The organism is Streptomyces sp. NPDC058000, from assembly GCF_042886435.1.
Classification (GTDB): domain Bacteria; phylum Actinomycetota; class Actinomycetes; order Streptomycetales; family Streptomycetaceae; genus Streptomyces.
In genome coordinates, this window is record NZ_JBHVQS010000023.1 from 56,677 (window position 1) to 80,273 (window position 23,597).

The 23,597-nt window shown below is 65.8% G+C and carries 28 protein-coding genes; all 28 read right to left on the minus strand.

Annotated features, from left to right (window positions below; all coding sequences use genetic code 11):
- Positions 1-51: 51 nt before the first annotated feature.
- Positions 52-507 carry a 50S ribosomal protein L15 gene (gene rplO, locus ACFVT2_RS22520; RefSeq protein ID WP_390020597.1) on the minus strand — a complete coding sequence of 152 codons (456 nt, stop codon included), beginning with the start codon at positions 505-507 and terminating at the stop codon, positions 52-54.
- Between the two features lies 1 nt (position 508).
- Positions 509-691, minus strand: coding sequence for a 50S ribosomal protein L30 (gene rpmD / locus ACFVT2_RS22525; protein ID WP_016571066.1), 183 nt, complete (start codon positions 689-691; stop codon positions 509-511).
- On the minus strand, positions 691-1,293 hold the full coding sequence (rpsE, locus tag ACFVT2_RS22530; RefSeq protein ID WP_016571065.1) for a 30S ribosomal protein S5: 603 nt from the start codon (positions 1,291-1,293) through the stop codon (positions 691-693). Before rpsE ends, rpmD begins: the two co-directional genes overlap by 1 nt.
- A 46-nt stretch (positions 1,294-1,339) precedes the next feature.
- Positions 1,340-1,723: a 50S ribosomal protein L18 gene (gene rplR, locus ACFVT2_RS22535; protein ID WP_039635373.1), complete on the minus strand. Its 384-nt coding sequence runs from the start codon at positions 1,721-1,723 to the stop codon at positions 1,340-1,342.
- A 3-nt stretch (positions 1,724-1,726) separates the two neighbouring features.
- The gene (rplF, locus tag ACFVT2_RS22540; protein ID WP_390020601.1) at positions 1,727-2,266 is read right to left on the minus strand and encodes a 50S ribosomal protein L6; all 540 of its coding nucleotides are present in this window, start codon (positions 2,264-2,266) and stop codon (positions 1,727-1,729) included.
- 21 nt (positions 2,267-2,287) lie between these two features.
- Positions 2,288-2,686 (minus strand): 30S ribosomal protein S8, encoded by a 399-nt coding sequence (rpsH, locus tag ACFVT2_RS22545; RefSeq protein ID WP_390020604.1) that lies wholly within the window; start codon positions 2,684-2,686, stop codon positions 2,288-2,290.
- A 239-nt stretch (positions 2,687-2,925) separates the two neighbouring features.
- Positions 2,926-3,111 carry a type Z 30S ribosomal protein S14 gene (locus ACFVT2_RS22550; protein WP_003956452.1) on the minus strand — a complete coding sequence of 62 codons (186 nt, stop codon included), beginning with the start codon at positions 3,109-3,111 and terminating at the stop codon, positions 2,926-2,928.
- 5 nt (positions 3,112-3,116) lie between these two features.
- Positions 3,117-3,677: a 50S ribosomal protein L5 gene (gene rplE / locus ACFVT2_RS22555; RefSeq protein ID WP_016571061.1), complete on the minus strand. Its 561-nt coding sequence runs from the start codon at positions 3,675-3,677 to the stop codon at positions 3,117-3,119.
- Positions 3,677-4,000, minus strand: a complete 324-nt coding sequence (rplX, locus tag ACFVT2_RS22560) for a 50S ribosomal protein L24 (protein WP_100604420.1) — start codon at positions 3,998-4,000, stop codon at positions 3,677-3,679. The genes rplE and rplX overlap by 1 nt, the downstream gene beginning before the upstream one ends.
- A 3-nt stretch (positions 4,001-4,003) precedes the next feature.
- Positions 4,004-4,372 carry a 50S ribosomal protein L14 gene (gene rplN / locus ACFVT2_RS22565; protein ID WP_003998823.1) on the minus strand — a complete coding sequence of 123 codons (369 nt, stop codon included), beginning with the start codon at positions 4,370-4,372 and terminating at the stop codon, positions 4,004-4,006.
- Positions 4,373-4,506: 134 nt separating this feature from the next.
- Positions 4,507-4,788, minus strand: a complete 282-nt coding sequence (gene rpsQ / locus ACFVT2_RS22570; protein WP_006604882.1) for a 30S ribosomal protein S17 — start codon at positions 4,786-4,788, stop codon at positions 4,507-4,509.
- Complete coding sequence (rpmC, locus tag ACFVT2_RS22575) at positions 4,788-5,012, minus strand: 50S ribosomal protein L29 (protein ID WP_159503182.1); 225 nt, start codon at positions 5,010-5,012, stop codon at positions 4,788-4,790. The genes rpsQ and rpmC overlap by 1 nt, the downstream gene beginning before the upstream one ends.
- Positions 5,012-5,431 (minus strand): 50S ribosomal protein L16, encoded by a 420-nt coding sequence (gene rplP / locus ACFVT2_RS22580; protein WP_016571059.1) that lies wholly within the window; start codon positions 5,429-5,431, stop codon positions 5,012-5,014. Before rplP ends, rpmC begins: the two co-directional genes overlap by 1 nt.
- Positions 5,432-5,436: 5 nt before the next feature.
- Positions 5,437-6,261, minus strand: coding sequence for a 30S ribosomal protein S3 (gene rpsC, locus ACFVT2_RS22585; RefSeq protein WP_016571058.1), 825 nt, complete (start codon positions 6,259-6,261; stop codon positions 5,437-5,439).
- Complete coding sequence (gene rplV / locus ACFVT2_RS22590; protein WP_004571827.1) at positions 6,261-6,608, minus strand: 50S ribosomal protein L22; 348 nt, start codon at positions 6,606-6,608, stop codon at positions 6,261-6,263. Before rplV ends, rpsC begins: the two co-directional genes overlap by 1 nt.
- Positions 6,609-6,652: 44 nt before the next feature.
- The gene (gene rpsS, locus ACFVT2_RS22595; RefSeq protein WP_016571057.1) at positions 6,653-6,934 is read right to left on the minus strand and encodes a 30S ribosomal protein S19; all 282 of its coding nucleotides are present in this window, start codon (positions 6,932-6,934) and stop codon (positions 6,653-6,655) included.
- Positions 6,935-6,946: 12 nt separating this feature from the next.
- Positions 6,947-7,783 (minus strand): 50S ribosomal protein L2, encoded by an 837-nt coding sequence (rplB, locus tag ACFVT2_RS22600; RefSeq protein ID WP_390020609.1) that lies wholly within the window; start codon positions 7,781-7,783, stop codon positions 6,947-6,949.
- Positions 7,784-7,822: 39 nt separating this feature from the next.
- Complete coding sequence (gene rplW / locus ACFVT2_RS22605; protein ID WP_016571055.1) at positions 7,823-8,146, minus strand: 50S ribosomal protein L23; 324 nt, start codon at positions 8,144-8,146, stop codon at positions 7,823-7,825.
- Positions 8,146-8,796, minus strand: a complete 651-nt coding sequence (gene rplD / locus ACFVT2_RS22610; RefSeq protein ID WP_390020611.1) for a 50S ribosomal protein L4 — start codon at positions 8,794-8,796, stop codon at positions 8,146-8,148. Before rplD ends, rplW begins: the two co-directional genes overlap by 1 nt.
- 8 nt (positions 8,797-8,804) lie before the next feature.
- Positions 8,805-9,449 carry a 50S ribosomal protein L3 gene (gene rplC, locus ACFVT2_RS22615; RefSeq protein ID WP_390020613.1) on the minus strand — a complete coding sequence of 215 codons (645 nt, stop codon included), beginning with the start codon at positions 9,447-9,449 and terminating at the stop codon, positions 8,805-8,807.
- Positions 9,450-9,463: 14 nt separating this feature from the next.
- Positions 9,464-9,772, minus strand: coding sequence for a 30S ribosomal protein S10 (gene rpsJ / locus ACFVT2_RS22620; protein ID WP_003948644.1), 309 nt, complete (start codon positions 9,770-9,772; stop codon positions 9,464-9,466).
- 414 nt (positions 9,773-10,186) lie between these two features.
- Positions 10,187-11,380: an elongation factor Tu gene (tuf, locus tag ACFVT2_RS22625; protein ID WP_390020616.1), complete on the minus strand. Its 1,194-nt coding sequence runs from the start codon at positions 11,378-11,380 to the stop codon at positions 10,187-10,189.
- A 157-nt stretch (positions 11,381-11,537) separates the two neighbouring features.
- Positions 11,538-13,658: an elongation factor G gene (fusA, locus tag ACFVT2_RS22630; protein ID WP_390020619.1), complete on the minus strand. Its 2,121-nt coding sequence runs from the start codon at positions 13,656-13,658 to the stop codon at positions 11,538-11,540.
- A gap of 39 nt (positions 13,659-13,697) precedes the next feature.
- Positions 13,698-14,168 (minus strand): 30S ribosomal protein S7, encoded by a 471-nt coding sequence (gene rpsG / locus ACFVT2_RS22635; RefSeq protein WP_030986135.1) that lies wholly within the window; start codon positions 14,166-14,168, stop codon positions 13,698-13,700.
- A gap of 2 nt (positions 14,169-14,170) precedes the next feature.
- A complete protein-coding gene (rpsL, locus tag ACFVT2_RS22640) occupies positions 14,171-14,542 on the minus strand; it encodes a 30S ribosomal protein S12 (protein WP_003948652.1) in 372 nt (123 codons plus the stop codon).
- Positions 14,543-14,888: 346 nt separating this feature from the next.
- Positions 14,889-15,368, minus strand: a complete 480-nt coding sequence (locus tag ACFVT2_RS22645; protein WP_390020751.1) for a DUF1707 and DUF4190 domain-containing protein — start codon at positions 15,366-15,368, stop codon at positions 14,889-14,891.
- A 228-nt stretch (positions 15,369-15,596) separates the two neighbouring features.
- On the minus strand, positions 15,597-19,496 hold the full coding sequence (locus tag ACFVT2_RS22650) for a DNA-directed RNA polymerase subunit beta' (RefSeq protein WP_390020621.1): 3,900 nt from the start codon (positions 19,494-19,496) through the stop codon (positions 15,597-15,599).
- A 100-nt stretch (positions 19,497-19,596) separates the two neighbouring features.
- Complete coding sequence (rpoB, locus tag ACFVT2_RS22655) at positions 19,597-23,082, minus strand: DNA-directed RNA polymerase subunit beta (protein ID WP_390020624.1); 3,486 nt, start codon at positions 23,080-23,082, stop codon at positions 19,597-19,599.
- Between the last annotated feature and the right edge of the window lie 515 nt (positions 23,083-23,597).

Genomic DNA, 23,597 nt, shown 5'->3' on the forward strand with positions numbered 1-23,597 from the left:
ACCGGGGATGCCCCAAACGATGGGCATCCCCGGTCAGTTGAACCAACGAACTCAGAGGAGTTCGGTGACGCTGCCGCCAGCGGCAGCGATCTTCTCCTTGGCGGAGCCGGAGACGGCGTCCACCGTCACCTGCACAGCCACGGAGATCTCGCCGGTGCCGAGCACCTTGACGAGCTCGTTCTTGCGCACCGCGCCCTTGGCGACCAGGTCGGCCACCGTAACCTCGCCACCCTGCGGGTAGAGCGCGGCCAGCTTGTCCAGGTTCACGACCTGGAACTGCTTGTGGGCGGGGTTCTTGAAGCCCTTCAGCTTCGGGAGGCGCATGTGGAGGGGCATCTGCCCACCCTCGAAGCGCTCCGGAACCTGGTAACGGGCCTTGGTGCCCTTGGTACCACGACCAGCGGTCTTACCCTTGGACGCCTCACCACGACCAACACGGGTCTTGGCGGTCTTGGCGCCCGGGGCGGGCCGGAGGTTGTGGACCTTCAGCGGGTTGCTCTCCGCCATGTCAGTCGACCTCCTTGACCGACACGAGGTGGCGGACGGTGTGCACCATGCCGCGGTACTCGGGACGGTCGTCCTTGACAACCACGTCGTTGATCCGCTTGAGACCAAGCGAACGCAACGTGTCGCGGTGGTTCTGCTTGCTGCCGATCACGGACTTGACCTGCGTGATTTCGAGGCGAGCCATTACGCACTCACCCCTGCACGCGCCCGCAGCAGAGCGGCGGGGGCCACGTCCTCCAGCGGCAGGCCACGACGGGCGGCGATCTCCTCGGGCCGCTGCAGGCCCTTGAGCGCCGTCACCGTGGCGTGCACGATGTTGATCGGGTTCGACGAGCCGAGCGACTTGCTCAGCACGTCGTGGATGCCCGCGCACTCCAGCACGGCGCGCACCGGGCCACCGGCGATCACACCGGTACCGGGGGAAGCCGGCTTGAGCAGGACGACGCCCGCAGCCTTCTCGCCCTGGATCGGGTGCGGGACGGTACCGGCGATACGGGGGACCTTGAAGAAGTTCTTCTTGGCCTCTTCCACGCCCTTGGCGATGGCAGCCGGAACTTCCTTGGCCTTGCCGTAACCGACACCTACGGTGCCGTCACCGTCGCCCACCACAACCAGCGCGGTGAAGCTGAAGCGACGACCACCCTTGACAACCTTGGCGACGCGGTTGATCGCGACAACGCGCTCAACGTACGCGGTCTTCTCGGCGGCAGCGCCACCGTCGCGACCCTTCCGGTCCCGCCGCTCGCCGCCACCGGCACCGCTCCCGCGGCGCTGGGGTCCAGCCATTGGATTTACCTCTCTCTGTTACGTCCGCTAGCTCCGGAACCGGGGCTTAGAACTTCAGCCCGGCTTCGCGGGCGGCGTCGGCCAGAGCGGCAATCCGCCCGGCGTACTGCTTGCCACCACGGTCGAACACGACGGCCTCGACACCGGCGGCCTTGGCACGCTCGGCGACCAGGGCGCCCACCTTCTGAGCCTGGGCGCTCTTGTCGCCCTCGCCACCACGAATCGACGCGTCCAGGGTCGACGCCGAGGCCAGAGTGTGGCCCGCGATGTCGTCGATCACCTGCGCGAAGATGCCGCGGTTGGACCGCGTCACAACCAGACGCGGACGCTCCGAAGTACCCGAAATCCGCTTGCGGATGCGGATGTGGCGACGCTTGGCAGCAGCGCGCTTGTAGGCGTTGCCCTTAGCGATCTTCACACCGTATGCCATGGCTTACTTACCCGCCTTTCCGACCTTGCGGCGGATGACTTCGCCCTCGTACTTGACGCCCTTGGCCTTGTACGGGTCGGGCTTCCGCAGCTTGCGGATGTTCGCGGCGACCTCGCCGACCTTCTGCTTGTCGATGCCTTCGACGCTGAACTTCGTCGGCGACTCGACCTTGAACGAGATGCCCTCGGGGGCCTCGATCAGGATCGGGTGGCTGTAGCCCAGGGCGAACTCCAGGTTGGAGCCCTTCGCCTGGACGCGGTAACCAACACCGCTGATCTCGAGCTTCTTCACGTAGCCCTGGGTCACGCCGGTGATCATGTTCGCCACCAGCGTGCGGGACAGGCCGTGCAGGGCCTTGTTCTGACGCTCGTCGTTCGGGCGGGAAACGGCGATGATGCCGTCCTCACCCTTGGCGACCTCGATGGGAGCCGCGACGGTGTGCGAAAGGGAACCCTTGGGGCCCTTCACGTTGACCGTGCGGCCCTCGATGGTGACGTCCACACCAGCGGGAACCTGGATGGGCAGCTTGCCAATTCGCGACATTAGCTATTCCTCCGTTCCCTGTTACCAGACGTAGGCGAGGACTTCCCCACCCACGCCCTTCTTCTGCGCCTGCTGGCCGGTCAGGAGACCGTGGGACGTGGAGATGATGGCCACGCCCAGGCCGCCCAGGACCTTCGGCAGGTTGGTGGACTTGGCGTAGACCCGCAGACCCGGCTTCGAGATCCGCTTGATGCCGGCGATCGAGCGCTCGCGGTTCGGCCCGAACTTCAGCTCGAGGACGAGGTTCTTTCCAACCTCGGCGTCCTCGACGCTCCAGCCGGTGATGTAACCCTCCTGCTGGAGGATTTCCGCGATGTGCGACTTGATCTTGCTGTGCGGCATCCCCACGGTGTCGTGGTATGCCGAGTTTGCGTTCCGCAGACGGGTCAGCATGTCTGCGATGGGATCAGTCATGGTCATGAATTGGCCTTCGGCCTCTCTCGCCGGGGTTTCCTATATGCGCCATCCCTCTCCCCGAACATGGTCGGGACGGGTGCGGCACGGGGACCTACGGCGTAGTAAGCGACGTTATGCGGGCGGAGCCCGCGGTCGGTCTCGGGCGGCGGGACGCCCAAACCCTTCTACCCTACGGGAAAAGGGTCCGGGCGCCCGCCGGCCGGTTGCTTACCGAGAGCCTCCGGTAATGCCCAACTAGGGGATTACCAGGAGCTCTTGGTCACGCCCGGCAGCTCGCCACGGTGAGCCATCTCACGAAGGCACACGCGGCAGAGGCCGAACTTGCGGTAAACGGAGTGCGGACGGCCGCAGCGCTGGCAGCGGGTGTACGCGCGCACACCGAACTTCGGCTTGCGAGCAGCCTTGGCAATAAGAGCCTTCTTCGCCATCTCGCTCACGCCTCCTTGAACGGGAAGCCGAGGTGACGAAGCAGGGCGCGGCCCTCGTCGTCGTTGGTCGCCGTGGTGACCACGGTGATGTCCATACCCCGGGTACGGTCGATCTTGTCCTGGTCGATCTCGTGGAACATGACCTGCTCCGTGAGACCGAAGGTGTAGTTGCCCCGACCGTCGAACTGCTTCGGGGACAGACCACGGAAGTCGCGGATGCGCGGCAGCGCGAGCGACAGCAGGCGGTCCAGGAACTCCCACATGCGGTCACCGCGGAGGGTGACGTGGGCACCGATCGGCTGGCCCTCGCGCAGCTTGAACTGCGCGATGGACTTACGGGCCTTGGTGACGGCCGGCTTCTGGCCAGTGATCGTGGTGAGGTCGCGGATGGCGCCCTCGATCAGCTTGGAGTCGCGGGCGGCGTCGCCCACACCCATGTTGACCACGATCTTGGTCAGACCGGGGATCTGCATGACGTTCTCGTACGAGAACTCGTCCTTCAGCTTCCCGGCGATCTCTTCGCGGTAGCGCGTCTTGAGACGCGGCGCGTTGGTGGTGGCAGTCATCAGATGTCCTCACCGGTCCGCTTGGCAACGCGGATCTTGTTGCCCTCGTCGTCAAAGCGGTACCCGACGCGGGTAACGACCTTCTTGCCGTCCTGCTCCACAACCAGCTGAACGTTGCTGATGTGGACGGGGGCCTCGGTCGTCACGATGCCGCCGGTCTGCGAACCACGAGCGGTCTGTCCGGCCTTGGTGTGCTTCTTGACCCGGTTGACACCCTCGACCAGGACACGGTCCTCGCGGGGGTAGGCCGCGATGACCTTGCCCTGCTTGCCCTTGTCCTTGCCGGTGATGACCTGGACCAGGTCGCCCTTCTTGATCTTCATCGGTTACAGCACCTCCGGCGCGAGCGAGATGATCTTCATGAACTTCTTCTCGCGCAGCTCACGGCCCACGGGGCCGAAGATACGGGTGCCGCGGGGGTCGCCATCGTTCTTGAGGATGACGGCCGCGTTCTCGTCGAAGCGGATGTACGAGCCGTCCGGACGGCGGCGCTCCTTGACGGTGCGAACGATGACGGCCTTGACGACGTCACCCTTCTTCACGTTGCCACCGGGGATCGCGTCCTTGACGGTGGCGACGATGACGTCACCGATGCCCGCGTAGCGGCGACCGGAACCGCCGAGAACACGGATGCAAAGGATCTCCTTCGCACCAGTGTTGTCGGCGACGCGCAGTCGCGACTCCTGCTGGATCACGTCTATCTCCTGAATGTCTGCCGGTTCCCGGCAAGGGCTGACGGGATGTCAGCCCCTGCCGAGCCTGGCGGAACTTTTCCTAGGGGGTCCCCCCAGGAGGGATGTGCTTGCCTGTCGAAATCCCCGCGAGGGAATTACTTGGCCTTCTCGAGGATCTCGACGATGCGCCAGCGCTTGGTGGCGGACAGCGGCCGGGTCTCCATCAGGAGGACGCGGTCGCCGACACCGGCAGCGTTCTGCTCGTCGTGCGCCTTGAGCTTGTTGGTACGGCGGATGACCTTGCCGTACAGCGCGTGCTTGACGCGGTCCTCGACGGCGACGACGACGGTCTTGTCCATCTTGTCGCTGACGACCAGACCCTCGCGGGTCTTGCGGAAACCGCGCTCGTTCGTCTCAGTCACATTCTTCTCGCTCATCAGGCGCTCTCCACCGTCTCGATGCCGAGCTCGCGCTCCCGCATCAGGGTGTAGATCCGGGCGATGTCCTTCCGGACGGCCTTCAGCCGGCCGTGGTTTTCGAGCTGTCCGGTCGCCGCCTGGAAGCGGAGGTTGAACAGTTCTTCCTTGGCCTCACGGAGCTTGGCAACGAGTTCCTCGTTGTTCAGCTCGCGCAGCTCGGACGCCTTGGTAACGGCCGACATCACGATTCACCTGCCTCGCGCCGAACGATGCGGCACTTCATCGGAAGCTTGTGGGCGGCGCGGGTCAGCGCCTCCTTGGCAACCTTTTCGTTCGGGAAAGACAGCTCGAACATCACCCGACCGGGCTTGACGTTCGCGATCCACCACTCCGGAGAACCCTTACCGGAACCCATGCGGGTCTCGGCCGGCTTCTTCGTCAGCGGGCGGTCGGGGTAGATGTTGATCCACACCTTGCCGCCACGCTTGATGTGACGGGTCATGGCGATACGAGCGGACTCGATCTGCCGGTTCGTCACGTAGGCCGCGGTCACAGCCTGAATACCGTACTCACCGAAGGCGAGCTCGGTACCGCCCTTGGCCATACCGTTCCGCTTCGGGTGGTGCTGCTTGCGGTGCTTGACCCTGCGAGGGATCAGCATGTCGGTCAGCCCTCCGTTCCAGGGTTCTCCGCCGGAGCAGCGGCAGCAGCCTCGGCCTTGGGGGCCTCGGCAGCCGGAGCCTGCTGCTGCGGCTTGCGGCCGCGACCGCCACGCTCGCCACCGCGACGCGGGCGCTCGTTGCCACCACCACGAGCCGGGCGGTTGCCCGCACGGGCGGCGGCGTTCTCGGCACGCACCTCGGCGATGTTCTTGACGTCGCCCTTGTAGATCCAGACCTTCACGCCGATACGGCCGAAGGTGGTCTTGGCCTCGAAGAAGCCGTAGTCGACGTTCGCGCGGAGCGTGTGCAGGGGCACACGGCCCTCGCGGTAGAACTCCGAGCGGGACATCTCGGCGCCGCCGAGACGGCCACCACACTGGATCTTGATGCCCTTGGCGCCGGCCTTCATCGTCGACTGCATGCTCTTACGCATGGCGCGACGGAAGGAGACGCGGGAGGACAGCTGCTCGGCGACGGCCTGGGCCACCAGCTGAGCGTCGGTCTCGGGGTTCTTGACCTCGAGGATGTTCAGCTGGACCTGCTTGCCGGTCAGCTTCTCCAGCTCACCGCGGATGCGGTCGGCCTCGGCGCCGCGGCGGCCGATGACGATGCCCGGGCGAGCGGTGTGGATGTCAACGCGGACGCGCTCACGGGTGCGCTCGATCTCCACCTTGGAGATACCAGCGCGCTCCATGCCCTTCGTCATCATGCGACGAATGGCGACGTCTTCCTTGACGTAGTCCTTGTACAGCTTGTCGGCGTACCAACGCGACTTGAAGTCGGTGGTGATGCCGAGCCGGAACCCATGCGGGTTTACCTTCTGGCCCATTACCGGGTTCCTTCCTTGCTGCTGACGACCACGGTGATGTGGCTGGTCCGCTTACGGATCCGGTAGGCACGGCCCTGAGCACGCGGACGGAACCGCTTCAGGGTCGGGCCCTCATCCACGTACGCCTCGCTGATGACCAGCGAAGAGGCGTCGGTGTGGTCGTAGTTGTGCGCGGCGTTGGCAATGGCGCTGTCCAGCACCTTGCCCACCGGCACGCTCGCGGCCTGCGGGGCGAAACGCAGGACCGCCTGAGCCTCCGTGGCATCCATGCCACGGATAAGGTCCACCACGCGGCGGGCCTTCATGGGCGTGACGCGGATGTACCGCGCCTGGGCCCTGGCTTCCATGGTTGTCCCTTCGGTGTCAGTCATAGTCTTCGCACTCCGGTCGATCAGCGACGACGCGACTTGCGGTCGTCCTTCTCGTGGCCGCGGAAGGTGCGGGTCGGCGCAAACTCGCCGAGCTTGTGGCCGACCATCGACTCGGTGACGAACACCGGGACGTGCTTGCGGCCGTCGTGCACCGCGATCGTGTGGCCGAGCATGGCCGGGACGATCATGGAGCGGCGGGACCAGGTCTTGATGACGTTCTTGGTGCCTGCGTCGTTCTGTACGTCCACCTTCTTGGCGAGGTGGTCGTCGACGAAGGGCCCCTTCTTGAGACTGCGCGGCATCTAAACCCGCTCCTAGCGCTTCTTGTTCGTCTTGCGGCGGCGGACGATGTACTTGTTGCTGGCCTTCTTCGGCGAGCGAGTACGACCCTCCTTCTTGCCCCAGGGCGAGACCGGGTGGCGACCACCGGAAGTCTTGCCCTCACCACCACCGTGCGGGTGGTCAACCGGGTTCATCACGACACCACGCACGGTCGGGCGAACGCCCTTCCAGCGCATGCGGCCGGCCTTACCCCAGTTGATGTTCGACTGCTCGGCGTTGCCGACCTCGCCAACAGTGGCGCGGCAGCGGACGTCGACCAGGCGGATCTCACCGGACGGCATGCGCAGGTGGGCCATGGAGCCCTCCCGCGCCAGCAGCTGCACGGAGGCACCCGCGGAGCGGGCGAACTTCGCGCCGCCGCCGGGCCGCAGCTCGATGGCGTGGATGGTCGTACCGACCGGGATGTTGCGCAGCGGCAGGTTGTTGCCCGGCTTGATGTCGGCGCCAGCGCCGTTCTCAATCCGTGCACCCTGCTGCAGGCCACGCGGGGCGATGATGTAGCGCTTCTCGCCGTCCGCGTAGTGCAGCAGCGCGATGCGCGCGGTGCGGTTGGGGTCGTACTCGATGTGCGCGACCTTGGCCGGCACGCCGTCCTTGTCGTGACGACGGAAGTCGATCACGCGGTAGGCGCGCTTGTGGCCACCGCCCTGGTGGCGAACGGTCACACGACCGGCGTTGTTACGGCCGCCCTTGCTGTGCAGCGGGCGGACCAGCGACTTCTCCGGCGTGGACCGCGTGATCTCGACAAAGTCGGCGACGCTGGAGCCACGACGGCCCGGGGTCGTCGGCTTGTACTTGCGGATACCCATTTCTCAGTCCTCGTCCGATTCCGGACGACTCGGACTCCGTTAGGAGACCGGGCCGCCGAAGATGTCGATACGGTCGCCCTCGGCGAGGGTCACGATGGCGCGCTTGGTGTCAGCGCGCTTACCGAAACCGGTCTTGGTGCGCTTGCGCTTACCCTGACGGTTAATCGTGTTGACCCCGGTGACCTTGACCGAGAAGACCGCCTCGACGGCCTGCTTGATCTGGGTCTTGTTCGAGCCGGGCGCGACGATGAACGTGTACTTGTTCTCGTCCAGCAGCGCGTAGCTCTTCTCGGACACAACCGGCTTGACGAGAACGTCACGCGGGTCCGTGAAGGTCTTGCTGGTGACGACGGCCTCACTCATCAGGCGTCGCTCCCTTCGGTCTCAACGGCCTTGGGGCCAGACACGAAGGACTCGAAAGCGGCCTTGGTGAAGACCACGTCGTCGGAGACGAGCACGTCGTACGTGTTCAGCTGGCCCGGCTCCAGGATGTGCACCTGGGGCAGGTTACGGGCGGACAGCCACGCGGCCTCGTCGGAGCGCTCGACGACCAGCAGGACGTTCTTACGGTCGCTGATCTTGCCGAGCAGGCCCTTGGCGGCCTTGGTGGACACCGCGCCATCAACCACGCCGGCGACGACGTGGATGCGGCTGTGGCGGGCCCGGTCGGAGAGGGCACCGCGCAGCGCGGCGGCCTTCATCTTCTTCGGGGTCCGCTGCGAGTAGTCACGCGGCTGCGGGCCGTGGACGACGCCACCGCCGGCGAACTGCGGCGCACGGGTCGAACCCTGGCGCGCGCGGCCGGTGCCCTTCTGGCGGTACGGCTTCCTGCCACCGCCACGGACTTCGCCGCGGGTCTTGGTCTTGTGCGTGCCCTGACGGGCAGCGGCCAGCTGTGCGACGACGACCTGGTGGATCAGCGGAACGCTGACCTTCGCGTCGAAGATCTCCGAGGGGAGTTCGACGGTCCCGGCCTTGTCGCCTGCCGGCGAAAGGATGTCAATGGTGCTCATCGGTTACCTCAGGCCCCCTTGGCCGCGGTACGGACCAGGACGAGGCCGCCGTTCGGACCAGGAACTGCGCCCTTGATGAGCAGCAGACCCTTCTCCGCGTCAACGGCGTGGACGGTCAGGTTCTGGGTGGTGACCCGCTCATTGCCCATACGGCCGGCCATCCGCATGCCCTTGAACACGCGGCCCGGGGTGGCGCAGCCACCGATGGAACCAGGCTTACGGTGCACGCGGTGGGCACCGTGCGAGGCCTTGCCGCCGTGGAAGCCGTGACGCTTCATGACACCGGCGAAGCCCTTGCCCTTGCTCTTGCCGGTCACGTCCACCTTGACGCCGGACTCGAAGGTCTCAGCGGTCAGCTCCTGGCCGAGGGAGTACTCGGACGCATCCGGCGTACGAACCTCGACGAGGTGGCGACGGGGGGTGACGTCGGCCTTCGCGAAGTGGCCCTTGAGGGGCTTGTTCACCTTGCGCGGGTCGATCTCGCCGAAGGCGATCTGGACGGAGTCGTAACCGTCCTGGTCATTGGTGCGCACCTGGGTAACGACACAGGGGCCGGCCTTCACCACGGTCACCGGGACGACACGGTTGTTCTCGTCCCAGACCTGGGTCATGCCGAGCTTCTCGCCCAGGATGCCCTTGATCTGCTTTGCCATCTCTTCCGCGCCTCTCAGAGCTTGATCTCGATGTCAACGCCGGCCGGAAGGTCCAGGCGCATCAGCGAGTCAACGGTCTTGGGCGTCGGGTCGAGGATGTCGATCAGGCGCTTGTGCGTGCGCATCTCGAAGTGCTCGCGCGAGTCCTTGTACTTGTGCGGCGACTTGATGACGCAGTACACGTTCTTCTCAGTGGGCAGCGGCACCGGGCCCGCGACCGACGCACCAGTGCGAGTCACCGTCTCGACGATCTTCTTTGCCGAAGAGTCGATGACCTCGTGGTCGTAGGCCTTGAGCCGGATGCGGATCTTCTGTCCCGCCATGGCTACTTCGTAGTCCTGTCTCTCGTAACGCTCTGGGACCCGGGAGGTCACCGTTCTTCTCCGACCCACGCGGTCGGGCGTGTCGCACCCCTTCTCGTAAATCTCCACATGGGAGATCCCTCAAGGAGGAGAACGTGGGGGAAGAACACCCACCGGGCGCCTGGCAGAGGCACCCCGCTGACGCTTCCCGGAAGATTCCCGTACTTCCGCCCCTGAAAAGAGGCGACGAATACCTGGGACTCGCTTCCAGTCCTCCCGGCGGGAGGCGCGCAACATCGGCACTCAACCGAGCAACCTGGACAGTGTGCCATACCCGGGTTGCGTAAGGCCAATCGAAGCCCAACTGTCAAGAAGCCCCGCCCACCTGGTGGTGAGCGGGGCTTCCGGAAGTGCTACCGGATCAACCGGACCGTCTTACTTGACGATCTTGGTGACCTGGCCGGCGCCCACGGTCCGACCACCCTCACGGATGGCGAACTTCAGGCCCTCCTCCATGGCGACGGGCTGGATGAGGTCCACCTTCATCTCGGTGTTGTCACCCGGCATGACCATCTCGGTGCCCTCGGGGAGGGTCACAACACCGGTCACGTCAGTCGTACGGAAGTAGAACTGCGGACGGTAGTTGTTGAAGAACGGCGTGTGGCGGCCGCCCTCGTCCTTGGACAGGATGTAGGCCTGCGCCTCGAACTCGGTGTGCGGGGTGACCGAGCCCGGCTTGATGATGACCTGGCCGCGCTCGACGTCCTCGCGCTTGATGCCGCGAAGCAGCAGACCGACGTTCTCACCGGCCTGGCCCTCGTCGAGGAGCTTCCGGAACATCTCGATGCCGGTGACCGTGGTGGTGGTCTTCTCGGTCTTGATGCCGATGATGTCGACGGTCTCGTTGACCTTGAGGACACCACGCTCGATACGACCGGTGACAACGGTGCCACGGCCGGTGATCGTGAAGACGTCCTCGATCGGCATCAGGAACGGCTTGTCGACGTCACGCTCGGGCTGCGGGATCGACTCGTCGACGGCCTTCATCAGCTCGAGGACGGTGTTGCCCCACTCCTTGTCGCCCTCAAGGGCCTTCAGAGCGGAGACCTTGACGACCGGAAGCTCGTCGCCGGGGAACTCGTACTCGGAGAGGAGCTCACGGACCTCGAGCTCGACGAGCTCCAGGATCTCCTCGTCGTCCACCATGTCGGCCTTGTTCAGGGCGACAACGATGTACGGAACGCCGACCTGGCGGGCCAGGAGCACGTGCTCCTTGGTCTGCGGCATCGGGCCGTCGGTGGCGGCGACCACCAGGATGGCGCCGTCCATCTGGGCGGCACCGGTGATCATGTTCTTGATGTAGTCCGCGTGACCGGGGCAGTCGACGTGGGCGTAGTGACGCGTCTCCGTCTGGTACTCGACGTGCGCGATGGAGATGGTGATACCGCGCTGGCGCTCCTCAGGAGCCTTGTCGATCTGGTCGAAGGCCGAGGCCTCGTTCAGGTCCGGGTACGCGTCATGCAGCACCTTGGTAATGGCGGCCGTGAGGGTCGTCTTACCGTGGTCAATGTGACCGATGGTGCCGATGTTGACGTGCGGCTTAGTCCGCTCGAACTTCGCCTTCGCCACTGGGGTCCTCCTGTGGAGTGGTTCTGTACGCCTTACTCATCGGCGCCAGGTGATCTTTGCTGGATAGCCCGGGGCCCGGGGGCATTCCTCCGCCGTAGCGGCGGAATACCCCGGCAGGCTCCGGAGTCAAGCCTAGAGCGTGAACTCGACGGGTGAGTTACTCGCCCTTGGCCTTGGCGATGATCTCCTCGGCGACGTTCTTGGGAACCTCGGCGTAGGAGTCGAACTGCATCGAGTAGCTTGCGCGACCCGACGTCTTGCTGCGGAGGTCTCCGACGTAGCCGAACATCTCCGAGAGCGGAACCAGGCCCGTGACGAGCTTGGCGCCGGCGCGCTCCTCCATGGACTGGATCTGACCACGGCGGGAGTTGATGTCGCCGATCACGTCGCCCATGTAGTCCTCGGGCGTGGTGACCTCGACCTTCATCATCGGCTCGAGCAGGGCCGGGCTGGCCTTGCGGGCGGCCTCCTTGAAGGCCATCGAGCCGGCGATCTTGAACGCCATTTCCGACGAGTCGACCTCGTGGAACGCGCCGTCGAGGAGCGTGACCTTGACACCGGTCAGCGGGTAGCCGGCGAGAACACCGAACTCCATGGCCTCCTGGCAGCCCGCGTCCACGGACGGGATGTACTCCCGCGGGATGCGGCCACCGGTGACCTTGTTCTCGAACTCGTACCCGTCGCCCTCGAGCGGCGCGAGCGCGATCTGCACCTTCGCGAACTGGCCGGAACCACCAGTCTGCTTCTTGTGCGTGTAGTCGAGACGCTCGACCGGCTTGCGCAGGGTCTCGCGGTACGCGACCTGCGGCTTGCCGACGTTGGCCTCGACCCGGAACTCACGCTTCATACGGTCGACCAGCACGTCGAGGTGCAGCTCGCCCATACCCGCGATGATGGTCTGGCCGGTCTCCTCGTCGGTGTGCACCTGGAACGAGGGGTCCTCTTCGGCGAGGCGCTGGATGGCGACACCCAGCTTCTCCTGGTCGCCCTTGGACTTGGGCTCAATGGCGACCTGGATGACCGGGGCCGGGAACTCCATCGACTCCAGGATCACCGGGGAACCCGCGTCGCAGAGGGTCTCACCGGTGGTGGTCTGCTTCAGACCCATGACGGCGACGATGTCGCCGGCACCCACCGCGTCGATCTCCTCACGCTTGTTCGCGTGCATCCGGTAGATCTTGCCGATGCGCTCCTTCTTGCCCTTCACCGAGTTCTGCACCTGCGTGCCGGCCTCAAGGCGGCCCGAGTACACCCGGATGAAGGTGAGCTTGCCCAGGTGGGGGTCGCTCGCAATCTTGAACGCGAGGGCGGACAGCGGCTCGTCCACGGACGGCTTGCGCTTGACGACCTCGTCCGGGTTGTTGACCGCGTGGCCCTCGATGGCCTCGACGTCCAGCGGGGAGGGGAGGTAGCGCACGACCGCGTCGAGCAGGGGCTGCACGCCCTTGTTCTTGAACGCGGTACCGCAGAACACCGGCGTGACGGTGGTGACGTCGGCGTTGCCGGAGGCGATGGTGATACGACGGATCGCGGCGTAGAGCTGCTCCTCGGTGGGCTCCTGGCCCTCCAGGTACAGCTCCATGACCTCTTCGTCGTTCTCGGCCACGGTCTCGAGGAGCTTGCCGCGCCACTCGTCGGCGGCCTCGATGTGCGTGTCCGGGATGTCGACGGTGTCGTACATCTCGCCCTTGGCGGCCTCGGCCGACCAGACCAGGGCCTTCATCGTCACGAGGTCGACGACGCCCTTGAAGTCCATCTCGGTACCGATCGGCAGCTGCATCACGATCGGGGTCGCGCCCAGGCGATCCGAGATCATGTCGACGCAGCGGTGGAACTCGGCACCCGTACGGTCGAGCTTGTTGACGAAGCAGATGCGCGGAACGCCGTAGCGGTCCGCCTGACGCCAAACAGTCTCGGACTGGGGCTCGACACCGGCAACGCCGTCGAACACCGTCACGGCACCGTCGAGCACGCGCAGCGAACGCTCCACCTCGACCGTGAAGTCTACGTGGCCCGGCGTGTCGATGATGTTGATGGTGTTGTCGACGTTGTCCAGCGGCCAGTGGCAGGTCGTCGCGGCAGACGTGATCGTGATGCCGCGCTCCTGCTCCTGCTCCATCCAGTCCATCGTGGCAGCGCCGTCGTGGACTTCACCGATCTTGTACGAAACACCGGTGTAGAACAGGATCCGCTCGGTGGTGGTCGTCTTGCCCGCGTCGATGTGGGCCATGATCCCGATGTTGCGGACCTTGGCCAGGTCAAGCGAAGTGGTAGCCATAGTGGCTCAGTCTTCTCTCGGTCTCGATGTGGGTTGCGACTACCAGCGGTAGTGCGCGAAGGCCTTGTTGGACTCGGCCATCTTGTGCGTGTCCTCGCGCTTCTTGACCGAAGCGCCGAGGCCGTTGGAGGCGTCGAGCAGTTCGTTCATGAGGCGCTCGGTCATGGTCTTCTCGCGGCGAGCGCGGGAGTAGCCCACGAGCCAGCGGAGCGAGAGGGTGGCAGCGCGGCCGGGCTTGACCTCAATCGGGACCTGGTAGGTCGCGCCACCGACACGGCGGGACTTGACCTCAAGGGTCGGCTTGATGTTCTCCAGCGCGCGCTTCAGCGTGATGACCGGGTCGTTGCCGGTCTTCTCACGCAGACCCTCCATGGCGCCGTAAACGATGCGCTCGGCGGTGGAGCGCTTACCGTTCAGCAGCACCTTGTTGATGAGGGAGGTCACCAGGGGGGAGCCGTAAACCGGGTCGATGATGACCGGGCGCTTCGGGGCGGGGCCCTTACGAGGCATTCTTACTTCTCCTTCTTGGCGCCGTAGCGGCTGCGAGCCTGCTTGCGGTTCTTGACGCCCTGCGTGTCGAGGGAGCCCCGGATGATCTTGTACCGAACACCCGGCAGGTCCTTCACACGGCCGCCGCGCACGAGCACGATCGAGTGCTCCTGCAGGTTGTGGCCCTCACCCGGAATGTAAGCGGTGACCTCGATCCCACTGGTCAGACGCACACGCGCGACCTTACGCAGGGCCGAGTTCGGCTTCTTCGGGGTGGTCGTGAAAACACGCGTGCAGACGCCACGGCGCTGGGGCGAACCCTCAAGTGCGGGCGTCTTGTTCTTCTCGACCTTGTCCTGCCGGCCCTTACGGACCAGCTGCTGGATCGTAGGCACTACTTCTCCGGTTTCTGTGTGCCAGTCTCGGTAAAGCTAACCTGGAACATTCCCCGACCCACGCGGTCGGGTGTGTCGAATACTGCAGACCTGCCTCGCTGGAACGAGGGCGGCGGCAGATTGCGGTGTCAAAACCCGGCTGTCGCGCTGCCGGGACTCTCCGGCCGAAACTGGCGGGAGAAGGCGCGCACGGCAGCCCAGGGACACCCCAGGCACAAGGTCAGAGCGTACCTAGCGCATTGGCTGCGGTCAAAACAAATGCACACGCGAAGGACACGCCGGACTCCTTGGGCGCTGCGGCCACGGTAGTGGGAACCTCGACGCTACGGAAGAAGGCACACGGCCCTCAGGCGTGGGCCACCGCGATCAGCGCCATCACCAGGAAGAACAGCGCCCAGGCGCCGATCCCGAGCCAGCCGAGCACCAGCCCGGCGACCGCCTGACCGTCCCCGCGCTCCCCCGTGCGCCGGATCTCGGCCCGTGCCTTGTGTCCCAAAATCACCGCGGGGATCGACGTCAGCCCCCAGGTGAACGGCGCTATCAGCCCGCACACCAGCGCCCCCGTGGCCGAACCGTTGGTGGCCTGCGGCATGGGCATCTGCATCGGGAGGAACGTGGCCGGAACCGCTGGCCCCGGCGTGAACTGCGCCTGCGGCACCGGGCCTTGCGGCAGATCGGCGACGAGCATCTGCAACTCGGCGTGGGTCTGCGCCTGATAGGCCCGGGACATCCGCTGCTCGTACTCGGACTGCCCGAGCCGCCCCTCGGCGAAGCCCGCCTTCAGCACGTCCACCGCACGCTCGCGATCGGCGTGCGAGGCCCGCATAACAGGCACCTGATACGGGTTCTGCGCGGGCTGCCCACCCTGCCACGGCTGGAATGCCATGTCGCGAACCTCCCCCCGCTCAACAGTTGTCCCCATCCTCTCATCACAGACGCGGCAATGGGAGGACAAGTTCCCGCGGCAGGGCGCCCGAACGCCGCAGGGCGGCCACCCCATGTGGGGTGACCGCCCTGTCGCTGCCCTGCCGACCGGAACCGGCCGGGGTGGGGCTTACTGGTTGTACGGACCGTAGTCGTAGTCCTCCAGCGGGACCGCCTGGCCGGAGCCGGTGCCGAAGGGCGAGTAGTCGATGTCGTCGTAACCGACGGCCGAGTACATCGCGGCCTTGGCCTCCTCGGTGGGCTCGACCCGGATGTTGCGGTAGCGGGACAGGCCCGTACCGGCCGGGATGAGCTTACCGATGATGACGTTCTCCTTGAGGCCGATCAGGGAGTCGGACTTGGCGTTGATCGCCGCGTCCGTCAGAACCCTGGTCGTCTCCTGGAAGGACGCCGCCGACAGCCAGGACTCGGTGGCCAGCGAAGCCTTGGTGATACCCATCAACTGCGGACGGCCGGAGGCCGGGTGGCCGCCTTCCGCCACCACACGACGGTTCTCGCCCTCGAACTTCGAACGCTCCACCAGCTCGCCCGGCAGCAGCTCCGCGTCGCCGGACTCGATGATCGTCACGCGGCGCAGCATCTGCCGGATGATGATCTCGATGTGCTTGTCGTGGATCGCCACGCCCTGGCTGTTGTAGACCTTCTGGACCTCGCCGACCAGGTGGACCTGGACGGCACGCTGACCCAGGATCCGCAGCACGTCGTGCGGGTTGATCGCACCGACGGTCAGCGGCTGGCCGACCTGCACGTGGTCACCCTCGGTCACCAGCATGCGGGCACGCTTGGAGACGGGGTAGGCCGTCTCGTCGCTGCCGTCGTCCGGCGTGACGACGACCTTCTTGGTCTTCTCGGTCTCCTCGATCCGGACGCGGCCGGCCGCCTCCGAGATCGGGGCGACGCCCTTGGGCGTACGGGCCTCGAAGAGCTCGACGACACGCGGCAGACCCAGGGTGATGTCGTCACCGGCCACACCACCGGTGTGGAAGGTACGCATCGTCAGCTGGGTGCCGGGCTCACCGATGGACTGGGCGGCGATGATGCCGACCGCCTCACCGATGTCGACCAGCTTGCCGGTGGCCAGCGAACGGCCGTAGCAGAAGGCGCAGGTACCGACCGCGGACTCACAGGTCAGGACCGAGCGGGTCTTGACCTCCTCCACGCCGTGCGCGATCAGCTGGTCGATCAGCACGTCACCGAGGTCGACGTTGGCCGGGGCGACGACCTTGCCGTCGACCACGACGTCCTCGGCGAGCATCCGCGCGTACACGGAGGACTCGACGTCGTCCGCCTTGCGCAGGATGCCGTCGGCGCCCTTCGAACCGATCCGCAGCTTCAGGCCGCGCTCGGTGCCGCAGTCCTCCTCGCGAATGATGACGTCCTGGGAGACGTCGACCAGACGACGGGTGAGGTAACCGGAGTCGGCGGTACGGAGGGCGGTGTCGGCGAGACCCTTACGGGCACCGTGGGTGGAGATGAAGTACTCCAGCACGGTCAGACCCTCGCGGAACGACGCCTTGATCGGACGCGGGATCGTCTCGTTCTTGGCGTTCGACACCAGACCACGCATACCGGCGATCTGACGCATCTGCATCATGTTTCCGCGCGCACCCGAGTCCACCATCATGAAGATGGGGTTGGTCTTCGGGAAGTTCTCATTCATCGCCTCGGCAACCTCGTTGGTCGCCTTGGTCCAGATGTTGATGAGCTCCTGCGTGCGCTCGTCCTTGGTGATCAGACCGCGCTCGTACTGCTTCTGGACCTTCTCGTCCTGCGCCTCGTAGCCGGCGACGATGCCCTTCTTGGCCTCCGGCACGACGATGTCGGAGACGGCGACGGTGACGCCGGAACGGGTGGCCCAGTAGAAGCCGGACGCCTTCAGGTTGTCGAGCGTCGCCGCCACGATGACCTTCGGGTAGCGCTCGGCCAGGTCGTTGACGATCGCGGAGAGCTGCTTCTTGCCCACCGAGTAGTCGACGAACGGGTAGTCCTCGGGCAGCAGCTCGTTGAAGAGCGCGCGGCCCAGGGTCGTCCGCAGCCGGAAGCTGTCGCCCTGCTGCCACTCCGGCTCGCCCTCGACCGGGGCGGGCGGGGTCCAGCCGCGCGGCGGCACGGTACCGATCGGGAAGCGGATGTCGACCTTCGCCTGGAGCGAGAGCTCGCGGGCGTCGAAGGCCATGATCGCCTCGGAGACCGAGGAGAACGAACGGCCCTCACCCTTGACCTCGCGCTCCTCCTCGTCCGTGGTGAGGAAGAAGAGGCCCAGCACCATGTCCTGGGTCGGCATGGTGACCGGACGGCCGTCGGCCGGCTTGAGGATGTTGTTCGAGGACAGCATCAGGATGCGGGCCTCGGCCTGCGCCTCCGCGGACAGCGGCAGGTGCACGGCCATCTGGTCACCGTCGAAGTCCGCGTTGAACGCGGTGCAGACGAGCGGGTGGATCTGGATGGCCTTGCCCTCGACCAGCTGCGGCTCGAAGGCCTGGATGCCGAGGCGGTGCAGGGTGGGCGCACGGTTCAGCAGCACCGGGTGCTCGGCGATGACCTCTTCGAGGACGTCGTACACGACGGTGCGGCCACGCTCGACCATGCGCTTCGCGCTCTTGATGTTCTGCGCGTGGTTGAGGTCCACCAGGCGCTTCATCACGAACGGCTTGAAGAGCTCCAGCGCCATGGCCTTGGGCAGACCGCACTGGTGCAGCTTGAGCTGCGGGCCGACGACGATGACGGAACGCGCGGAGTAGTCCACACGCTTACCGAGCAGGTTCTGACGGAATCGACCCTGCTTACCCTTCAGCATGTCGCTGAGGGACTTCAGCGGACGGTTACCGGGGCCCGTGACCGGGCGGCCGCGGCGGCCGTTGTCGAAGAGCGCGTCGACGGCCTCCTGGAGCATCCGCTTCTCGTTGTTCACGATGATCTCGGGCGCGCCGAGGTCGAGAAGCCGCTTCAGGCGGTTGTTGCGGTTGATCACACGGCGGTACAGGTCGTTCAGGTCGGAGGTCGCGAAGCGGCCACCGTCCAGCTGCACCATCGGACGCAGGTCCGGCGGAATCACCGGGATGCAGTCCAGCACCATGCCCTTGGGGCTGTTGCGGGTCTGCAGGAAGGCGGAGACGACCTTGAGGCGCTTGAGCGCACGGGTCTTCTTCTGGCCCTTACCGGTCCGGATGATCTCGCGGAGGCGCTCGGCCTCCTCCTCCAGGTCGAAGGTCTCCAGGCGCTTCTGCAGCGCAGCGGCGCCCATGGAGCCGTCGAAGTACGTGCCGAAGCGGTCACGCAGCTCGCGGTAGAGGAGCTCGTCGCCCTCCAGGTCCTGGACCTTGAGGTTCTTGAAGCGGTTCCAGACCTCGTCGAGGCGGTCGATCTCGCGCTGCGCACGGTCGCGCAGCTGCTTCATCTCGCGCTCGGCACCCTCGCGCACCTTGCGGCGGACATCCGCCTTGGCGCCCTCGGCCTCCAGCTCGGCCAGGTCGGTCTCGAGCTTCTTGGCGCGGGCCTCCAGGTCGGAGTCGCGGCGCTGCTCGATCTGCTGACGCTCGACGGAGACGTGGGCCTCCAGCGAGGGCAGGTCGCGCGTACGGCGCTCGTCGTCCACCCACGTGATCATGTAGGCGGCGAAGTAGATGACCTTTTCGAGGTCCTTGGGCGCGAGGTCCAGCAGGTAGCCCAGCCGGCTCGGCACACCCTTGAAGTACCAGATGTGGGTAACAGGAGCGGCCAGCTCGATGTGGCCCATCCGCTCACGACGCACCTTGGCGCGAGTGACCTCGACGCCGCACCGCTCGCAGATGATGCCCTTGAAGCGGACGCGCTTGTACTTACCGCAGTAGCACTCCCAGTCCCGGGTAGGACCGAAGATCTTCTCGCAGAAGAGTCCGTCCTTTTCGGGCTTGAGGGTGCGGTAGTTGATGGTCTCGGGCTTCTTGACCTCGCCGTGGCTCCACTGACGGATGTCGTCAGCGGTGGCCAGACCGATCCGGAGCTCATCGAAGAAGTTGACGTCGAGCACTATGCGTCAATCCCTCTCAGGGTTGTAAGTCTTAGGGGTCTGAAACGGGGGTCCTGGGGCCGGCCGGGGAACCATCACTGGCTCCCCGGCCGAACTCCCGTCAGACCTCTTCGACGCTGCTCGGCTCGCGCCGGGACAGGTCGATGCCGAGCTCCTCCGCAGCGCGGAAGACGTCCTCGTCGGTGTCGCGCATCTCGATGGACATGCCGTCCGAGGACAGCACCTCCACGTTGAGGCACAGGGACTGCATCTCCTTGATGAGCACCTTGAAGGACTCGGGGATGCCGGGCTCGGGGATGTTCTCGCCCTTGACGATGGCCTCGTAGACCTTCACGCGGCCGGTGACGTCGTCGGACTTGATCGTCAGCAGCTCCTGGAGGGCGTATGCGGCGCCGTAAGCCTCCAGCGCCCACACCTCCATCTCACCGAAGCGCTGACCACCGAACTGAGCCTTACCGCCCAGCGGCTGCTGGGTGATCATCGAGTACGGACCGGTCGACCGGGCGTGCAGCTTGTCGTCGACCAGGTGGTGGAGCTTGAGGATGTACATGTACCCGACGGAGATCGGGTCCGGGAACGGCTCACCGGAACGGCCGTCGAACATCCGCGCCTTGCCGGACGGGAGGACCATGCGGTCGCCGTCGCGGTTGGGGATGGTGTTCTCCAGCAGACCGGCCAGCTCGTCCTCACGGGCACCGTCGAAGACCGGGGTCGCGACGTTGGTACGCGCCTCGACCTGGTCGGCGCCGATGAACTGCAGGCGCTGGGCCCACTCGTCACCGAGGCTGGAGACGTCCCAGCCCTGGCTGGCGAGCCAGCCGAGGTGGATCTCCAGGACCTGTCCCGGGTTCATTCGGGACGGGACACCCAGCGGGTTGAGGATGATGTCGACCGGGGTGCCGTCCTCCATGAACGGCATGTCCTCGACCGGCAGGATCTTCGAGATGACGCCCTTGTTGCCGTGACGGCCGGCGAGCTTGTCACCGTCGGTGATCTTGCGCTTCTGTGCGACGTAGACGCGGACCAGCTGGTTCACGCCCGGGGGCAGCTCGTCGCCCTCCTCGCGGTCGAAGACGCGGACGCCGATGACCTTGCCGATCTCGCCGTGCGGCACCTTCAGCGAGGTGTCACGGACCTCGCGCGCCTTCTCACCGAAGATCGCGCGGAGCAGGCGCTCCTCGGGGGTCAGCTCGGTCTCGCCCTTGGGCGTGACCTTGCCGACGAGGATGTCGCCGGCGACGACCTCGGCACCGATACGGATGATGCCGCGCTCGTCGAGGTCGGAGAGGACCTCCTCGGAGACGTTCGGGATGTCCCGGGTGATCTCCTCGGGGCCGAGCTTGGTGTCACGGGCGTCGACCTCGTGCTCCTCGATGTGGATCGAGGAGAGGACGTCGTCCTGCACGAGGCGCTGCGACAGGATGATCGCGTCCTCGTAGTTGTGACCCTCCCACGGCATGAACGCCACGAGCAGGTTCTTGCCGAGCGCCATCTCGCCCTCGTCCGTGGACGGACCGTCGGCGAGGACCTGGCCCTCGATGACCCGCGCGCCCTCGTCCACGACGACCTTCTGGTTGAAGGAGGTGCCCTGGTTGGAGCGGGTGAACTTGGCGACGCGGTAGGTGTTGTACGTGCCGTCATCGTTGGCGACGGTGATGTAGTCCGCGGAGACCTCCTGGACCACACCGTTCTTCTCGGCCTTGATGACGTCGCCGGCGTCGACCGCGCAGCGGTACTCCATACCGGTACCGACCAGCGGCGACTCCGCCTTGATCAGCGGAACGGCCTGGCGCATCATGTTCGATCCCATGAGCGCACGGTTGGCGTCGTCGTGCTCGAGGAACGGGATCATGGCGGTCGCCGCCGACACCATCTGGCGCGGCGAGACGTCCATGTAGTGCACCTCGTCGGCGGGGACGAGGTCGACCTCGCCGCCACGGCGACGGACCAGCACACGGTTCTCGGCGAACCGCAGGTCGTCGGAGAGCTTCGCGTTCGCCTGGGCGATCAGGTAGCGGTCTTCCTCATCAGCGGTGAGGTAGTCCACCTCCTCCGTGACCTGACCGTCGACGACCTTGCGGTACGGCGTCTCGATGAAGCCGAAGACGTTCACGCGGCCGTAGGACGCGAGCGAACCGATCAGACCGATGTTCGGACCTTCGGGGGTCTCGATCGGGCACATGCGGCCGTAGTGCGACGGGTGCACGTCACGGACGTCCAGGCCGGCCCGCTCACGGGAAAGACCACCCGGGCCCAGCGCCGACAGACGACGCTTGTGGGTCAGACCCGACAGCGGGTTGGTCTGGTCCATGAACTGGGACAGCTGGCTGGTGCCGAAGAACTCCTTGATGGAGGCGACGACCGGCCGGATGTTGATCAGGGTCTGCGGCGTGATCGCCTCGACGTCCTGGGTGGTCATGCGCTCGCGCACGACCCGCTCCATACGGGCGAGACCCGTACGGACCTGGTTCTGGATCAGCTCGCCGACGTTGCGCAGGCGGCGGTTGCCGAAGTGGTCGATGTCGTCGGTCTCGACAACGATGCTGTTGCCGTTCTCGCCGATCGTCTCGGTCTCGCCGGCGTGCAGCTTGACCAGGTACTTGATCGTGGCGATGACGTCATCGGTGGTCAGCACACCGGCGTCCAGCGGCTCGTCGCCGCCGAGCTTCTTGTTGACCTTGTAGCGGCCGACCTTCGCGAGGTCGTAGCGCTTGGGGTTGAAGTAGAGGTTCTCCAGCAGCGTCTGCGCGGCCTCGCGGGTCGGCGGCTCGCCCGGACGCAGCTTGCGGTAGATGTCGAGCAGCGCGTCGTCCTGGCCCTGGGTGTGGTCCTTCTCCAGGGTGGCGCGCATCGACTCGTACTCGCCGAACTCCTCCAGGATCTGCTCGGTCGTCCAACCGAGCGCCTTGAGCAGGACGGTCACGGACTGCTTGCGCTTGCGGTCGATGCGCACACCGACCATGTCGCGCTTGTCGATCTCCATCTCCAGCCAGGCACCCCGGGACGGGATGATCTTGGCGGAGAAGATGTCCTTGTCGGACGTCTTGTCGATCGAACTGTCGAAGTACACACCCGGCGAGCGGACCAGCTGCGACACCACGACACGCTCGGTGCCGTTGATGACGAAGGTGCCCTTGTTGGTCATGAGCGGGAAGTCGCCCATGAAGACCGTCTGGGACTTGATCTCGCCGGTCTCGTTGTTGGTGAACTCCGCGGTGACGAACAGCGGAGCGCCGTACGTGAAGTCGCGCTCCTTGCACTCGTCGATGGAGTTCTTCGGAGGCTCGAAGCGGTGGTCGCGGAACGTCAGCGACATCGACCCGGAGAAGTCCTCGATCGGGGAGATCTCTTCGAAGATCTCTTCCAGACCGGACTTGGTGGGAACTTCCTGCCCACTCTCCAGCGCAGCCTCGACGCGACCCTTCCATGCGGCATTGCCGAGCAGCCAGTCGAAGCTTTCGGTCTGCAGCGCAAGGAGGTTCGGAACCCCGAGGGGCTCCTTGATCTTCGCAAAAGAGATGCGCAGCGGGGCGGTGCTGTCGCCGTTGTTCGTATTGGCAGTCGAGGCGTTGCGCGAGGCGGCCAAGAGGGGGTCCTTCCGAGGGCTCGGACTCACTACGCGCGTACCGGTCCCGAATCCAGCAAAGCGGTGGATGAGCCCAGGTCAGGGCGGGTCAATCAGCTTTGCTCGGGTTCGGGTATGCCCCTGGTGACGGGCAGGGAGCAGCTAACAGGCAGCGCAAAGGGTCAGTGTAGCCACATGGCCCACTGATGTCCAGAGCGAGTTTCCGGAGACCGGTACCGCACCGCGTGCCGATCTTCTCCCTCCGGGAGGTCATGCCCTCCGCAACGGAGGAGCGCCTCTTTGTTGTTCTCTACGCCCAATGCCCTGCGCCTGCCGAAAGCCCTGCGCCAGTGGCGCACACCGATGCTTCCCTCTTCGTCGGCGATCCATGCCTCGAACCCTGGACCGCTTCTGCGTCGCGTCCCGAGAATTGCGCGCCGCGTCCGGTTCGTCAAGGCCCCCCGCCTCTGGGAGATCGTCACATGGAGGTGCGTCCGGACAACGAAGATCACCATACTCGCACTCCGGCGCCGGGC

Excerpts from the sequence above, each read along its gene's own strand:
- rplO (WP_390020597.1), bottom strand. The coding sequence starts at position 507 with ATGGCGGAGAGCAACCCGCTGAAGGTCCACAACCTCCGGCCCGCCCCG.
- rpmD (WP_016571066.1), bottom strand. The coding sequence starts at position 691 with ATGGCTCGCCTCGAAATCACGCAGGTCAAGTCCGTGATCGGCAGCAAG.
- rpsE (WP_016571065.1), bottom strand. The coding sequence starts at position 1,293 with ATGGCTGGACCCCAGCGCCGCGGGAGCGGTGCCGGTGGCGGCGAGCGG.
- rplR (WP_039635373.1), bottom strand. The coding sequence starts at position 1,723 with ATGGCATACGGTGTGAAGATCGCTAAGGGCAACGCCTACAAGCGCGCT.
- rplF (WP_390020601.1), bottom strand. The coding sequence starts at position 2,266 with ATGTCGCGAATTGGCAAGCTGCCCATCCAGGTTCCCGCTGGTGTGGAC.
- rpsH (WP_390020604.1), bottom strand. The coding sequence starts at position 2,686 with ATGACCATGACTGATCCCATCGCAGACATGCTGACCCGTCTGCGGAAC.
- ACFVT2_RS22550 (WP_003956452.1), bottom strand. The coding sequence starts at position 3,111 with ATGGCGAAGAAGGCTCTTATTGCCAAGGCTGCTCGCAAGCCGAAGTTC.
- rplE (WP_016571061.1), bottom strand. The coding sequence starts at position 3,677 with ATGACTGCCACCACCAACGCGCCGCGTCTCAAGACGCGCTACCGCGAA.
- rplX (WP_100604420.1), bottom strand. The coding sequence starts at position 4,000 with ATGAAGATCAAGAAGGGCGACCTGGTCCAGGTCATCACCGGCAAGGAC.
- rpsQ (WP_006604882.1), bottom strand. The coding sequence starts at position 4,788 with ATGAGCGAGAAGAATGTGACTGAGACGAACGAGCGCGGTTTCCGCAAG.
- rpmC (WP_159503182.1), bottom strand. The coding sequence starts at position 5,012 with ATGTCGGCCGTTACCAAGGCGTCCGAGCTGCGCGAGCTGAACAACGAG.
- rplP (WP_016571059.1), bottom strand. The coding sequence starts at position 5,431 with ATGCTGATCCCTCGCAGGGTCAAGCACCGCAAGCAGCACCACCCGAAG.
- rpsC (WP_016571058.1), bottom strand. The coding sequence starts at position 6,261 with ATGGGCCAGAAGGTAAACCCGCATGGGTTCCGGCTCGGCATCACCACC.
- rplV (WP_004571827.1), bottom strand. The coding sequence starts at position 6,608 with ATGGAAGCCAGGGCCCAGGCGCGGTACATCCGCGTCACGCCCATGAAG.
- rpsS (WP_016571057.1), bottom strand. The coding sequence starts at position 6,934 with ATGCCGCGCAGTCTCAAGAAGGGGCCCTTCGTCGACGACCACCTCGCC.
- rplB (WP_390020609.1), bottom strand. The coding sequence starts at position 7,783 with ATGGGTATCCGCAAGTACAAGCCGACGACCCCGGGCCGTCGTGGCTCC.
- rplW (WP_016571055.1), bottom strand. The coding sequence starts at position 8,146 with ATGAGTGAGGCCGTCGTCACCAGCAAGACCTTCACGGACCCGCGTGAC.
- rplD (WP_390020611.1), bottom strand. The coding sequence starts at position 8,796 with ATGAGCACCATTGACATCCTTTCGCCGGCAGGCGACAAGGCCGGGACC.
- rplC (WP_390020613.1), bottom strand. The coding sequence starts at position 9,449 with ATGGCAAAGCAGATCAAGGGCATCCTGGGCGAGAAGCTCGGCATGACC.
- rpsJ (WP_003948644.1), bottom strand. The coding sequence starts at position 9,772 with ATGGCGGGACAGAAGATCCGCATCCGGCTCAAGGCCTACGACCACGAG.
- fusA (WP_390020619.1), bottom strand. The coding sequence starts at position 13,658 with ATGGCTACCACTTCGCTTGACCTGGCCAAGGTCCGCAACATCGGGATC.
- rpsG (WP_030986135.1), bottom strand. The coding sequence starts at position 14,168 with ATGCCTCGTAAGGGCCCCGCCCCGAAGCGCCCGGTCATCATCGACCCG.
- ACFVT2_RS22645 (WP_390020751.1), bottom strand. The coding sequence starts at position 15,368 with ATGCGGGCCTCGCACGCCGATCGCGAGCGTGCGGTGGACGTGCTGAAG.